This window comes from Spirillospora sp. NPDC048824 (assembly GCF_043198455.1).
In the GTDB taxonomy this organism is placed as follows: Bacteria; Actinomycetota; Actinomycetes; order Streptosporangiales; family Streptosporangiaceae; genus Spirillospora.
The window spans coordinates 102,192-115,064 of the sequence record NZ_JBICUS010000008.1; the positions used below are offsets into that span (position 1 = coordinate 102,192).

Genomic DNA, 12,873 nt, shown 5'->3' on the forward strand with positions numbered 1-12,873 from the left:
CTCCGTACCTCCTTGTCGGTCAGCCGGCGGCGGGCGCGGTGCTGGCCCGCCGGGTCAGGGTCGGCGGGAGCAGGGTCGCGGCCGGAACCGCGGCCCCGTCGAGCTTGGACATCAGCAGCTCCACGGCGCGTCCACCCACCTCGTCGGCGGGGATCGCGACGGACGACAGCGGCGGCTCGGCGTGCTCGGCCATCTCGTCCGGGCATATCGCGACGACCGACACGTCCTCCGGGACGCGGCGTCCGGCGGCGCGCAGGGCCCGCACGACCGGGCCCACGATCGGCTCGTTGTGGACGAGGACGCCGGTCAGGCCGGGACGCTCGGCGAGGAGCCGCCCCACCAGTTCGCGGGCCGCGTCCGCGGTGGCCTCGCACGGCAGGACGTCCCCGGTCAGGCCGGCCGCCCGCACCGCGCCGGTGAACCCGTCCGCGACCCGCTGCGCGAAGCCCGTCTGCCGGGCGTAGACCTCGGGCGGCGAGCCGATCATCGCGATCTCCCGGTGCCCGAGCTCGGCCAGATGCTCGACGCAGACGGCGCCGGCGGCGTGGAAGTCGAGGTCGATGCAGGTCAGGTCGTCGGCGTCGGCGGGGAAGCCGATGAGCACGCTCGGCCGGTCCAGGGAGCGCAGCAGCGGCAGCCGCGGATCCTTCATCTGCACGTCCATCACGATCAGGGCGTCCACGAGCGCGCTGTCGGCGACGCGGCGCAGGCCGTCCTCGCCCTCCTCCTGGGTGAGCAGCAGGACGTCGTGGTCGTGCCGGCGGGCGGCGGTCACCACCGACACGGCGAACTGCATGACGACGGGCACCGCGATGCCGGAGCGCAGCGGGATCATCAGCGCGAGCACGTTGGACCGGCTGCTGGCGAGCGCGCGGGCGCCCGCGTGCGGCCGGTAGCCGAGCTCGCGGATGCTCTCCCGGACGCGGTGGCGGGTCTCCTCGGAGATCGAGCGTTTGCCGCTCAGCACGTAGGAGACCGTGCTCGGCGACACTCCGGCGTGCCGCGCCACATCAGTGATCTTGACCACGGACCGTCCCGTCGTCCTCGAAGCGTGTGAGAGTGCGATCGATGCTAGCCGTGCCGAGGCCGGCCGGAGCCCGCGCGCGGAACGCCCGCCGCCGGACCGGGCGTTCCACGCCGATCACGGCGAGCGCCGCGCCGGCGGCGACCGCGCCCGCGAGGGCCGTGCCGCGCACACCGGTGAACGGCAGCAGCGCGCCGCCGAGCAGGGCGCCGCCCCCGATGCCGACGTTGAACGCGGACGCCGCCCACGCCGAGGCCACGCCGGTGTCGCCCGGCGCCGACTGCAGCACCCTGGCCTGCATGGCCGTCACGAAGGCGGGCAGCCCGAGGCCGAGCAGGACGAGCCCGGCGACCGCCGGTACCGCCGCGGCACCGAACGTGAACAGGCCGAGCATCGCGATCGTGAGCACGGCGGTGGACGCGGCCAGCAGGGCGCGGGGGCCGCGGTCCACCACGATCCCGGCGATGACGAGGCCGCAGATGTCGGCGGCGCCGTTCACCAGCAGCAGCGGGCTGATCGCGGAGCCGGGGAAGCCGCTGACGCCGGTCAGGAACTCGGTGATGTAGGTGTAGCAGGCGAACACGCCTCCGATGGCCAGCACGACGGTGACCATCAGCAGCCGGAAGCGCCGCCGGTCCGGCCGCGCCGCGGGGACGGAGGCCGAGCCGCCCGCGTTCCCGCCGGGCAGCAGGACGGCGACGGCGGCGAGCGAGATCAGGCACAGGGCGCCGAGCGCGGCGAAGGAGGCGCGCCAGCCGGCGGCGCGGCCGAGCCAGGTGCCGAGGGGGATGCCGATGACGACGGCGAGGGACCCGCCGGCGAACACGTAGGCCGCCGCCCTCCCCCGTCGCGCGGGCGGGAACAGCGCGGCCGCCGCCACCGCGGCGACCGGCCAGAACACCGCCTGGGCGAGCGCGGTGACCAGCCGCGAGCCCAGCAGGGCGCCGTAGCCGGGGGACGCCGCCGCGGCGAACGACATGGCGACGAAGAGGAGCATCACGCCGGTGAGCAGCCGGCGCCGTCCCATCCGGGCCGTGACCCGCACGAGCGGGACGCAGACGACCGCGACCACGGCCGCGTAGCCGGTCACGAGCAGGCCGACGGCCGACGGCGAGACGTCCAGGTCGTCCGCGATGAGGCGGAGCAGCCCGATCGGCAGGCTCTCCGTCGTGACGAAGCAGAACGCGGCGAGGGACAGCGCCAGGACGGCCACCCGCGCGCGTGCGGCGCTCATGGGCTCCCGCGAGGTCATTGGCTCCCGCGAGGTCATGGGCTTGCGCGACGTCATGGGCTCGCGCGGCGGGAGGCGATGGCGTCGCGATACCAGTGGGCGCTGTCCTTCCAGGTGCGTTCGCCGGTGGCGTAGTCGACGTGGACGAGGCCGAAGCGCTTGGAGTAGCCGTAGGCCCACTCGAAGTTGTCCAGCAGCGACCAGGCGAAGTAGCCGCGGACGTCCGCGCCGGCGTCGCAGGCTCTTTCCACGGCGGCGATGTGGTCGCGCAGATACGTGACGCGGCGGTCGTCGTGGACGTGGCGCCTCCCGTCCGGCGCGCCGTCCACCGCGTCGTCGAACGCGGCGCCGTTCTCGGTGACCATCAGCGGGGTGTGCGGGTGGTCGCGGTGCAGCCGCAGAAGGAGTTCCTCCATGCCGCTCGCGTCGATCGGCCAGTTCATCGCCGTGTAGGGGCCGGGCAGGCGGGCGAACTCGACGGTGTCGCAGCCGACGAACGGCGACGCCGCGCCCTGCCGGTGGCCGTCCGCGTGCTCGCGCGGGGAGACGCCGTCCCACTGCCGGACGAGCGTGGGCGCGTAGTAGTTGACGCCGAGGACGTCGATGGGGGCGGCGATGATCTCGGCGTCGCCGTCGCGCAGGAAACCCCAGTCGGTGAGGGACGCCGTGTCGTCCAGGAGGTCGGCGGGGTAGCCCCTGCCGAGCATCGGGTCGAGGAACACCCGGTTGGAGACGGCGTCCACCCGCCGGACGGCCTCCGCGTCGCCGCGCAGATGGTGGATGTTGAGGGTGACCGAGTGGCGCGCGGACGGGGGGACGACGCCGCGCAGAGCCCGCACGGCCAGGCCGTGCGCGAGGTTCAGGTGGTGGGCGGCGGCGAGCGCGTCCGCCGGGTCGGTGCGGCCGGGGGCGTGGACGCCGGACGCGTAGCCGAGGAACGCCGAGCACCACGGCTCGTTCAGCGTCGTCCACGTGTGGACGCGGTCGCCGAGGACGCGCCCGATCCGTTCGGCGTAGTCGGCGAACCGGCGTGCCGTGTCCCGCTCGGGCCAGCCGCCGGCGTCCTCCAGTTCTTGCGGGAGGTCCCAGTGGTAGAGGGTCGCGACCGGGGCGATGCCGTGTTCGAGGAGTTCGTCGACCAGCCGGGAGTAGAAGTCGATGCCCTTCTGGTTGGGCGTCCCTCCCGGCAGGACGCGCGACCAGGAGATGGAGAACCGGTAGGCGTCGATGCCCAGGCCGGCCATCGTCGCGACGTCCTCCTGCCGGCGGTGGTAGTGGTCGGTGGCGACGTCACCGGTTTCGCCGTTGAGCACCTTGCCCGGTGTATGGCTGAAGGTGTCCCAGATGGACGGTGCGCGTCCGTCCTCCTGGGCCGCTCCCTCGATCTGGTAGGCGGCGGTGGCCGCCCCCCACAGGAACCCTTCCGGGAAGCCCATCAATTCTCCTCTTCCAGGGTGATGACCAGTTCGCCACCGGCCGCCTTGATCAGAACGCCCTGCGGATGTGCGGAAGGCTCGCCGCCCTCCACCGCGGCCACGCGCGCGTTGACGAGGAGAACGTTCCAGGCTCCGCCGCCTGTCACGCGCAGGTTTTCACCGTTTCTCGCCGTGGTGAACGTGGTGTCGCCGACCTGTGCGGTGACGGTTGCTCCATCGGACGGCTCGTAGATGCGCAAGGTGACATCGTCGGCGTGGTCGTAGTCGGGACGGTCGTCCACGGCGCCCTCCGGGATGACGGCCCCCGGGCGGACGAGCAGCGGCACGCTGCCGAACCCGTGCCTTTCCCGCACCCAGCGGCCGCCTTCGACGCGTTCGCCGGTGAGGTAGTGGGTCCACACGCCCCCGGGCACGTAGTAGGAGACTTCACCGCCGGACGAGAAGACCGGTGCCACGAGCAGGTCGTCGCCGAGCATGTACTGGCGTTCCAGGTGGGTGCAGGCGGGGTCGCCGGGGAATTCGACGACCATTGCCCGCATCATCGGCAGCCCTTCCCCGTAGGCCTGGCGGGCGGCACCGGAGAGATAGGGCATCAGCCGCATCTTCAGCCGGGTGAAGTCCCGCAGGACATCCACCGACTCCTCGTCGAACAGCCACGGCACCCGGTAGGAATGGCTGCCGTGCAGGCGGCTGTGCGACGACAGCAGCCCGAACGCGATCCACCGTTTGAACAGCGCCGGGTCGGGTGTCCCCTCGAAGCCGCCGATGTCGTGGCTCCAGTAGCCGAAGCCCGACATTCCCAGGGACAGGCCGCCGCGGAGGCTCTCCCCCATCGCCTCGAACGTCGATTCGGCGTCGCCGCCCCAGTGCAGCGGAAAACGCTGCGTGCCGGCCGTGGCGGAACGGGCGAACACCACCGCCTCACCCTCGCCGCGCTTCTTGCGCAGCAGGTCGAACACGGTCCGGTTGTAGAGGTGGGTGTAGTAGTTGTGCGCCCGTTCCGGGTCGGAACCGTCGTGGTAGACGACATCGGTGGGAATGCGTTCGCCGAAGTCCGTCTTGAAGGAGTCCACGCCCATGTCGAGCAGCGCGCCGAGTTTGCCGGCGTACCATTCCCTGGCTTCGGGGTGGGTGAAGTCGACCACGGCGAGGCCAGGCTGCCACTTGTCCCACTGCCACACGTCCCCGTTCGGGCGTTTCAGCAGGTAGCCGCGCGAACGCCCCTCCTCGAACAGCGGTGAGCGCTGCCCGATGTACGGGTTGATCCAGACGCAGATCCGCAGTCCGCGCTCGCGAAGCCGGCGCAGCATCCCCTCCGGGTCGGGGAACACCCTCGGGTCCCATTCGAAGTCGCACCACTGGAACTCGCGCATCCAGAAGCAGTCGAAATGGAAGACGCTGAGCGGCAGGTCGCGCGAGGCCATCCCGTCGATGAACGACGTGACGGTCTCCTCGTCATAGGACGTGGTGAACGACGTGGACAGCCACAGCCCGTACGACCATTCGGGGAGCCGGGCAGGCCGTCCCGTGAGCGCGGTGTACTTGCGCAGGATCTCCTTCGGCGTCGGCCCGTAGATGACGAAGTACCGCATCGACTGGCCCTCGACGCTGAACTGCGTCCGGGCGACGGCCTCCGAGGCCACCTCGAAGGACACGCGACCCGGATGGTCGACGAAGACGCCGTAGCCCGCGTTCGTCAGGAAGAACGGCACGTTCTTGTACGCCTGCTCGCTGGCCGTCCCGCCGTCGGCGTTCCACACGTCCACGGACTGGCCGTTCTTCACCAGCGGCCCGAACCGTTCACCGAGCCCGTAGACGAAGTCGTCGACGGCCAGATCGAGCTGTTCCCGGATGTAATGGCGTCCGTCGCCGGTGTCGATGACGGCCTGCGCCTTGGGCGCGCTGCCGGTGAGGCGCCGCCCGTCCACCAGGAAGTCGACGCCCCATTTCCCTCCGCGCCTGACCCGCACCGAAAGGTCGCCGGACGTCAGCGTCGCCGCGTCGTCATCGATGGACACCTCCCCGGCCGGGTCGGTGGCCAGCTCGAAACGGGGGCCGCGCCGTTCCTCCCCGGCGAAGTGGGTCAGGGTGACACCGACGACGTCCGGCATCGGCGACTCGCACGTCACCGTGACCGCCGGTCCCTTGAGCAGATCGCCCCGGTGCCTGATCCGCTCGACGGGCGCGTACACCGTGAACGAGTCGGGCCCGGCGTCGACGTCGAGGACCTCGACCGGATGGGCGGCGTGCACACCTTCGCGCATCATCCAGTAGCCGTCACTGAACTTCATTACTTGATGGCCCCCGCGGTGAGTCCGCGCGACAGAGTGCGCTGGAAGATGAGGAAGAAGACGACGGTCGGGAGAAGGCCGAGCAGCGACGCGGCGCTGGACATCGTGGCGTCCATGAGCCGCTGCCCTTGCAGGACGCCGAGCGCGACCGAGACCGTCTGGTTCTCGTTGGAGATCAGGAAGACCATGGGGATCAGGAACTCGTTCCAGGTCCACACGAAGAAGAACACCATCAGCACCGACAGCGTCGGCCGCACGACCGGCACGATCACCCGCCACAGGACCTGCCATCGGCCGGCGCCGTCGATCCGCGCCGCCTCCAGCAGCGGGCGCGGGAACGCCGACAGCACCGACGCCAGCAGATACGTCCCGAACGCGCTCTGGATGACCGTGAACACGATGATCACGCTGATCCTGGTGTCGTACAGGCCGACCTGCTTGGACAGGTAGTACAGCGGGTAGACCAGCGCCTCCTGCGGCACGGTGTTCGCCATGAGCAGCAGCACGAGCACCCACATCCGCCCCTTGATCCGGCCGATGCCGAGCGCGTAGGCGTTCAGCACCGACAGCAGGACCGCCAGGACGGCGACGGAACCGCTGATGAACACGCTGTTCAGCAGCACGTTCCCGAAGTCGGTGCGCTCCCAGAACGCGCGGACGGCGTCCAGGTTGAACCCGTCCGGCGGTGACAGCGGCCCCTTCGAGGAGTACTCCTGCGGCGTCTTCAGCGCGTTGAAGACCACCACGACGAACGGGATCAGCATCACGCCGGCGAACGCGGCCAGCGCCACCAGCACCGCGTAGGCGGACGGTCCGCGGCGGCGTCGCCGCGGGTTGCCGGGCCGTTCGCGCGGCGGCGTCCCGGCCTTCTTCGCCGGCGTCGCCGTCACTGCTCCTCCCCCAGCTCACGTCCCTGCATGCGCAGGAAGACGACGGTCAGCGCGATGATGACGAGCGTCAGCACGGTCGCGATCGCCGAGCCGTAGCCGACGTCGGACTTCTCGAAGAAGTGGACCCACGAGTAGTACGCCGGCACGTTCGTCGCTCCGCCCGGGCCGCCCTTCGTGAGCACAAAGATCTGCGCGAACGCCTTCAACGCGGCGATCGTCGTCCACAGCAGGACCACGAAGATCTCCGGCCGGATCTGCGGGACCGTGACGTGCCAGAACCGCCGCATCCAGGAGGCGCCGTCGATCTCCGCCGCCTCGTACAGCGCCGGGTCGACCCGCTGCAGCCCCGACATGAAGATCACCAGCGGGAATCCGATCTGGATCCAGACCATCACCGCGATGACGCTCCACAGGGCCGTGGCCGGGTCGCCGAGCCAGTCGTGCGCGAGCGACCCGAGGCCCACGGCGTCCAGCAGCGCGTTGACCGCGCCGCCCTCCGGGGCCAGCAGCCAGCTCCACACCACGCCCGCGATGACGATCGGCAGCACCTGCGGCAGGTAGATGCAGGCGCGCAGGACGCTCGCGGTCCGCGACCCGAAGTGCCGGTCGATCAGGTCGGTCAGCACCGAGGCCAGCACCAGCCCGATCATCGTCGGGAGGACCGCCATCCCGATGATGATCAGTGCGTTGTGCCCGAACGACGCCCAGAACTGCTCGTCCTTCACCAGTTCCCGGTAGTTGTCGAGCCCGACCCACTCCGGGGTGCCGATGCCCGTCCACTCGGTGAAGCTCGTCCCGATGTTCATCAGGAACGGCACACCGATGACGGCGGTGAACAGGAGCAGGCCGGGGAGCAGATAGGGCAGATACGCCCACTGCTCCCGCGACCGGCCGCGGCCCTGCGTCGTCACTTCGGCAGGCCGCTGTCGTAGGACTTCTGGATGCCGCCGAGCACCTCACCCGGGGGGGTGCCGTTCATGAGCTTCTGCGTCTGCGACACCAGCACGTCGTAGAAGCCGGCGACCGGCCAGTCCGGGTAGTAGGCCAGCCCGCCGGACTTGGCCAGCGCGTCGAAGTCCGAGATGAGCTTCTCGGCCTTCGGCTCGGTGATCGCGGCCGGGTCCGCCGCGACCGGGATGCCGCCCGCGTTGCCGAGGGTGTTCTGGATGTTCTTCTTCATCGTGATGTCGATGAAGTCGTAGGCGAGCTCCTTGTTCTCCGACCCCTGGGGGACGACCCACAGGTTGCCGCCCGAGCCGAGCGTCATCTTGGCGCCGGGCCACACCGAGGTCTCCCAGTCGAACTTCGACTCCGCGGCGACGCGCCCGAACCACCAGCTTCCGGAGAACATCATCGGGAACTCGCCCTTCATGAAGGCGACGCCCGCGTCCTCGGCCTTGAGGCTGACGGAGTTCTTGGCGATGTAGCCCTTCTTCACCCAGTCGGCGAACGTCGTCGCCCCGTGGGTCCAGGCGGCGTCGTTGAAGTTCGCCTTGGCGGTGTAGCGCTGGAAGGCGTCCACCCAGCTCTGGTCGGCCTTGTCGAGGGCGAGCTGGTAGACGAACTGGTGCGCCATGTACTCGGCGCCCGCGTTGGTGAACGGCGTGACGTCCTTCGCGACGAACGCGTCCATCGCGGCGATCAGCTCGTCGAACGTCGTGGGGATCTCGACGCCGTGCTTCTCGAACAGGTCCTTGTTGTAGTACACCTGCAGATACTCGGCGTAGTTGGGGACGCCGAACCACTTGTCGCCGCCCATCGTCCCCTTGGCGTCGTACTTGGCGGTGACCTGGACGTTCGGGCTGATCAGCTTGCCCCAGCCGCGCTTCTGGACCTCGGGGGTGAGGTCGGTGAGAAGCCCCTGCTTGGACAGCAGGCCGGCGGTCGCGTTGCCCTTGTTGTACTCCATGACGTCGGGGGCGTCCTTGGAGTTCAGGACCATGGGCGCGGTCTTCTGGATCTGCTCGAAGCCCTTCTCCTCGAACTTCACCGTGACGCCGGGATGCGTGGCCTCGAACTCCTTGACGGCCTCGTTCCATGCCTTGCCCATGGCGCTGTCGGGGGACTCGTAGTGCCAGAGCTTCAGCACCTTGCCGTCCGAGCCGCCGTCGTCGCCGCCGCACGCGGTCAGCGACAGGGCGGCCGCGGCAAGGGCGGCGAGCACCGCCACGCTCCTGCCTGCCTTGATCATGGTCTCCTCCGGGGGTGGGATCGAGCCGACTGTCGAAGCGCTTCGATTGTCCCGGATGCTAAGCCTTCGACCAGCCGCGGCACAATAGGCGGCGCCCCATCAATTCGATCCCGAGCAGCATGAGCTGCGACGATACTCTGGGAGCGCTCCCATTGAGTGGGTCAGGTGCGGCACTCTCCGCCGTTGAGGGTGAAGCGGGACGGGCGGCCGTCGCCGCCGTCCTGCCGTCCGATGAACCCGAACTCGGCCGTCCCGTCCGGCGGGATCGACCGGTTCCAGTCGGCCGCCGTGACGGTGACCGACGAGCCGTCCTGGACCTGGCTGCCGTTCCAGAGCTGCGTGATCGCCTGGCCGTCCGGCAGTTCGAACCCCAGCCGCCAGCCGTCGATCTCCCCGGCGCCGAGGTTCGTGATCCGCACCGTGGCCTGGAAGCCCTGCGGCCACGTCCCGTCGATCCGGTACGACACCGAGCACGCCGCAGGCTCGGGCTCCGCCGGGCTCGCCGCCGGCGGCGGCGCGGTCGACCGCGGGGACGAGTCCGGGGAGAGCGCCGCGAGCAGCATCGCCACCAGCGCGACGACACCGGCCGCCGCCCCGGCGATGATCAAAGGCCTGCGGGCCGGCGCCGGGCCGGGCGGGGCCGGGTCGGCCAGGACGCGTGTCGGTTCTCGCGGCGCGCCGGACCTCAGGCCGCCGTCCGGAGCCCCGGCGGGCTGGGGCGCGGGGAACGGGGCGAGCTGGACGCCGGCCGCGCCGGCGAGTACCCGCGCCGCCTCCGAGGCGGTGGGGCGGGCCTCCGGGTCCTCGTCCAGGCAGCGGCGGCAGAGGGCGGTGACCGCGTCGGGAACGTCGCCGTCCAAGCACTCCCGGAGGACGACGCCAAGGGAGAACATGTCGGCCGCCGATGTCGGGGACGTGCCCGACAGGAGTTCCGGAGCGACATAGGCGGGAGTCCCGAGGAGGGGACCGCCGGGCGCGGACGGGCCGGTGAAGGCGATGCCGAAGTCGAGGACCTTCACACCGACCCGGGTCAGGAAGACGTTCGCCGGCTTGATGTCGCGGTGGACGATCCCGGCGGCATGCGCGGCGGCCAGGGCGTCGGCGACACGGGCACAGATCCCGGCCGCCTCACGCCAGGGCAGCGGCCCCCGGGACAGGCGTGCCGACAGGGTCTCACCGTCAAGCAACTCCATGACCACATACGGGACGTGTTCGTACCGCCCCTGGGGGGACGGCCCGCCGGACTGCCCGGGTCGGTGTTCGCCGTAGTCGTACACGCCGGTGATGCTGGGGTGCGTGAGACCCGCGGCGGCCTTCGCCTCCTGGCGCAGCCGCAGCGTGAACTCCTCGGGCCAGCCGCCGTTGGGGACCTTGACCGCGACGGCCCGGTCGAGGACGAGGTCGACCGCACGCCACACGGTCGCCATGCCGCCCGCGCCGAGGGGGCGCTCCAGGCGGTAGCGCTCCCCCAGAAGGTCGCCCGGGGCGACGATCTCGGCCATGCGAGCAGCCTATGCCGTGTCAGGGAACCAGATACCTGGTGTCGCGGGCGTCGGTGATCGCCATGTGGCCGGGGGCATGCCCGATGGCCAGCTTCGGACGGGACGCCATCACGGCCGCCTGCGGCGTCACGCCGCACGCCCAGAACACGGGGATCTCGTCCACCCGGACCTCGACGGGGTCGCCGAAGTCGGGGGCGCCGAGGTCGTCGATTCCGAGGTCGACCGGGTCGCCGATGTGGACGGGGGCGCCGTGGACGGACGGGTACCGGGACGTCACCCGGACGGCATCGGCCACCTGCGCGGCGGGGACGGGCCGCATCGAGACGACGAGGGGGCCGCCGAACTCCCCGGCGCGGCGGCACATCCGGTTCGTCCGGTACATCGGGACGTTGCCGTTCTGCTCGATGTGCCGGACGGGGACGCCGGCGTCGCGGAGCGCGTCCTCGAAGGTGAAGCTGCACCCGATGAGGAACGAGACCAGGTCGTCGCGCCAGAAGCCGGTCACGTCGGTCACCTCGGCGACCGGTTCGCCGCGCTCGTAGACGATGTAGCCGGGCAGGTCGGTGCGCAGGTCTCCGGCGAACAGGGGCGTGGACACCTCGCCGGGTTCGGCGACGTCCAGGACGGGGCACGGCTTGGGGTTGCGCTGCGCGAAAAGGAGCAGGTCGTAGGCCTGCTCGCGGGGCACGGCGATGAGGTTCGCCTGCGTCCAGCCGGCGCACCAGCCGGAGGTGGGGACGCGGAGGCCGGCCCGGAACAGCGCCCTGGCCTGGTCCGGCGACAACGCGCCCGGGTCGATCGGTGCGGTCATACTCTCTCCTCTCGAAGGTCCGGCGCGGGATGCGGCCGAAAACGGAGCCGCTGCCCGGGACGGGCCTGTGCGGCGCGCCCCACGTGTGCGGAGGCGACCACCGCGATGACGGGATATCCGCCGGTCAGCGGGTGATCGGCGAGGAACAGCACGGGCTGCCCGGACGGCGGCACCTGCAGTGCCCCGGTGACGGTTCCCTCGCTGGGTAGTTCGCCGCGTTCCGCATGGGGCAAACGCGGTCCGTCCAGCCGCATGCCGACCCGGTCGATCTCGCTGGTCACCGTGTAGGCGGAGGTGAACAGCGTGGTCAGCGCGGTGGGAGAGAACCAGTCGTCGCGGGGGCCGGGCATCGCGTGCAGGCCGATGTCGCCGGGCGGCGGCGGGCGGACGGGCAGCACGTCCAGGAGCGGACCGGCCCCGCGGGGCGGCTGGCCGGCGTACAGCAGGTCGCCGGGCTTGAGCGGGCCGGGGCCGAGCCCCGCGAGGGTGTCGGTGGAGCGGGAGCCGAGGACGGGCGCGACGGCGAGCCCGCCGCGCACGGCCAGGTAGCTGCGCAGCCCCGCCGGCGGCACCGCCATCCGGAGTTCGGCGCCGTCCGGAATGTGGATCACCGAGTAGGGCGCCTCGGCGCGGCCGCCGACCGTGAGCGGGGCGGGTGCTCCGGTGACCGCGGCGAACAGCCCGCCGCGGCAGCGGACGCGGAGCCCGCCCAGCGTGACCTCGATCGCCGCCGCGTCCTCGGGGTTGCCGAGCGCGCGGTTGGCGAGCCTGAGCGAGTCCGGGTCCGCGGCGCCCGACACCCCCACGCCGAGCGCCGCATGACCCGGACGGCCCAGATCCTGGACGGTGGCCAGGGGACCTGTGTCGAGAACGTCCAGGCCCCGCTTCATGGTTCCCGCCGCACGAACCGAACCCGGACTCCGGGGCGGAGCAGGGCGGGCGGGTCGCGGTCCAGGTCCCATAGGACGGCCTCCGTGCGTCCTATGAGCTGCCAGCCGCCGGGTGATTCGACGGGGTAGACGCCGCTGAAGCGTCCGGCGAGGCCGACCGCGCCCGCGGGGACGCGGACGCGCGGCGTCGCGCGGCGCGGGACGTCCAGCCGGGGATCGCCGCCCTCCAGGTAGCCGAAGCCGGGCGCGAACCCCGTGAACGCGACCCGCCAGGCGGTACCGGTGTGGGCGGCGACGACCCCGGCGGGGGTGAGGCCGGTGAGGCGGGCGACCTCGCCGAGGTCCTCGCCGTCGTAGACGACGGGGACCTCGGCGGTGCCGGCGGCGCCGCCGGCCGTGCCGGGCCGGGTGGCGCGGACGGCGGCGGCGACCGCGGCCGGGTCGGCGGACGGGCCGAGCAGGAGGGTGAGGGTATGGGCCGCCGGGACGATGTCGGCGACGCCGGGCGGCGGGGACGCGGCCAGCGCCGCGTACAGGGCGAGCATGCCGGTCAGGTCCGGCAGTTCGACCAGGACGGCCGCGTCACCGCTCGGCAGGATCCGCACCC

Annotated in this window: 11 protein-coding genes; all 11 read right to left on the reverse strand. The window is 71.6% G+C overall.

Going from position 1 to position 12,873, the window contains the following annotated elements; translation table 11 throughout:
* Positions 1-19 precede the first annotated feature (19 nt).
* On the reverse strand, positions 20-1,027 hold the full coding sequence (locus ACGFIS_RS17800) for a LacI family DNA-binding transcriptional regulator (protein WP_392898890.1): 1,008 nt from the start codon (positions 1,025-1,027) through the stop codon (positions 20-22).
* Positions 1,011-2,258, reverse strand: a complete 1,248-nt coding sequence (locus tag ACGFIS_RS17805) for an MFS transporter (RefSeq protein ID WP_392898893.1) — start codon at positions 2,256-2,258, stop codon at positions 1,011-1,013. Before ACGFIS_RS17805 ends, ACGFIS_RS17800 begins: the two co-directional genes overlap by 17 nt.
* Positions 2,259-2,308: 50 nt before the next feature.
* Positions 2,309-3,691: a GH1 family beta-glucosidase gene (locus ACGFIS_RS17810; protein ID WP_392971761.1), complete on the reverse strand. Its 1,383-nt coding sequence runs from the start codon at positions 3,689-3,691 to the stop codon at positions 2,309-2,311.
* Positions 3,691-5,982 carry an alpha-xylosidase gene (gene yicI, locus ACGFIS_RS17815; protein ID WP_392898899.1) on the reverse strand — a complete coding sequence of 764 codons (2,292 nt, stop codon included), beginning with the start codon at positions 5,980-5,982 and terminating at the stop codon, positions 3,691-3,693. The genes ACGFIS_RS17810 and yicI overlap by 1 nt, the downstream gene beginning before the upstream one ends.
* The gene (locus tag ACGFIS_RS17820; RefSeq protein ID WP_392898901.1) at positions 5,982-6,872 is read right to left on the reverse strand and encodes a carbohydrate ABC transporter permease; all 891 of its coding nucleotides are present in this window, start codon (positions 6,870-6,872) and stop codon (positions 5,982-5,984) included. Before ACGFIS_RS17820 ends, yicI begins: the two co-directional genes overlap by 1 nt.
* Positions 6,869-7,783: a carbohydrate ABC transporter permease gene (locus ACGFIS_RS17825; RefSeq protein ID WP_392898904.1), complete on the reverse strand. Its 915-nt coding sequence runs from the start codon at positions 7,781-7,783 to the stop codon at positions 6,869-6,871. Before ACGFIS_RS17825 ends, ACGFIS_RS17820 begins: the two co-directional genes overlap by 4 nt.
* Positions 7,780-9,063 (reverse strand): ABC transporter substrate-binding protein, encoded by a 1,284-nt coding sequence (locus ACGFIS_RS17830; RefSeq protein ID WP_392898905.1) that lies wholly within the window; start codon positions 9,061-9,063, stop codon positions 7,780-7,782. The genes ACGFIS_RS17825 and ACGFIS_RS17830 overlap by 4 nt, the downstream gene beginning before the upstream one ends.
* 161 nt (positions 9,064-9,224) lie before the next feature.
* The gene (locus tag ACGFIS_RS17835) at positions 9,225-10,565 is read right to left on the reverse strand and encodes a cellulose binding domain-containing protein (RefSeq protein ID WP_392971764.1); all 1,341 of its coding nucleotides are present in this window, start codon (positions 10,563-10,565) and stop codon (positions 9,225-9,227) included.
* Positions 10,566-10,584: 19 nt separating this feature from the next.
* Positions 10,585-11,376 (reverse strand): putative hydro-lyase, encoded by a 792-nt coding sequence (locus ACGFIS_RS17840; protein WP_392898911.1) that lies wholly within the window; start codon positions 11,374-11,376, stop codon positions 10,585-10,587.
* Positions 11,373-12,266 (reverse strand): biotin-dependent carboxyltransferase family protein, encoded by an 894-nt coding sequence (locus ACGFIS_RS17845; RefSeq protein WP_392898913.1) that lies wholly within the window; start codon positions 12,264-12,266, stop codon positions 11,373-11,375. Before ACGFIS_RS17845 ends, ACGFIS_RS17840 begins: the two co-directional genes overlap by 4 nt.
* Positions 12,263-12,871 (reverse strand): allophanate hydrolase subunit 1, encoded by a 609-nt coding sequence (locus ACGFIS_RS17850; protein WP_392898916.1) that lies wholly within the window; start codon positions 12,869-12,871, stop codon positions 12,263-12,265. Before ACGFIS_RS17850 ends, ACGFIS_RS17845 begins: the two co-directional genes overlap by 4 nt.
* Between the last annotated feature and the right edge of the window lie 2 nt (positions 12,872-12,873).

What these genes read in the sequence shown, in the direction of transcription:
- ACGFIS_RS17810 (WP_392971761.1), bottom strand. Translation starts at nt 3,691, where the DNA reads ATGGGCTTCCCGGAAGGGTTCCTGTGGGGGGCGGCCACCGCCGCCTAC.
- ACGFIS_RS17830 (WP_392898905.1), bottom strand. Translation starts at nt 9,063, where the DNA reads ATGATCAAGGCAGGCAGGAGCGTGGCGGTGCTCGCCGCCCTTGCCGCG.
- yicI (WP_392898899.1), bottom strand. Translation starts at nt 5,982, where the DNA reads ATGAAGTTCAGTGACGGCTACTGGATGATGCGCGAAGGTGTGCACGCC.
- ACGFIS_RS17840 (WP_392898911.1), bottom strand. Translation starts at nt 11,376, where the DNA reads ATGACCGCACCGATCGACCCGGGCGCGTTGTCGCCGGACCAGGCCAGG.
- ACGFIS_RS17805 (WP_392898893.1), bottom strand. Translation starts at nt 2,258, where the DNA reads ATGAGCGCCGCACGCGCGCGGGTGGCCGTCCTGGCGCTGTCCCTCGCC.
- ACGFIS_RS17835 (WP_392971764.1), bottom strand. Translation starts at nt 10,565, where the DNA reads ATGGCCGAGATCGTCGCCCCGGGCGACCTTCTGGGGGAGCGCTACCGC.
- ACGFIS_RS17845 (WP_392898913.1), bottom strand. Translation starts at nt 12,266, where the DNA reads ATGAAGCGGGGCCTGGACGTTCTCGACACAGGTCCCCTGGCCACCGTC.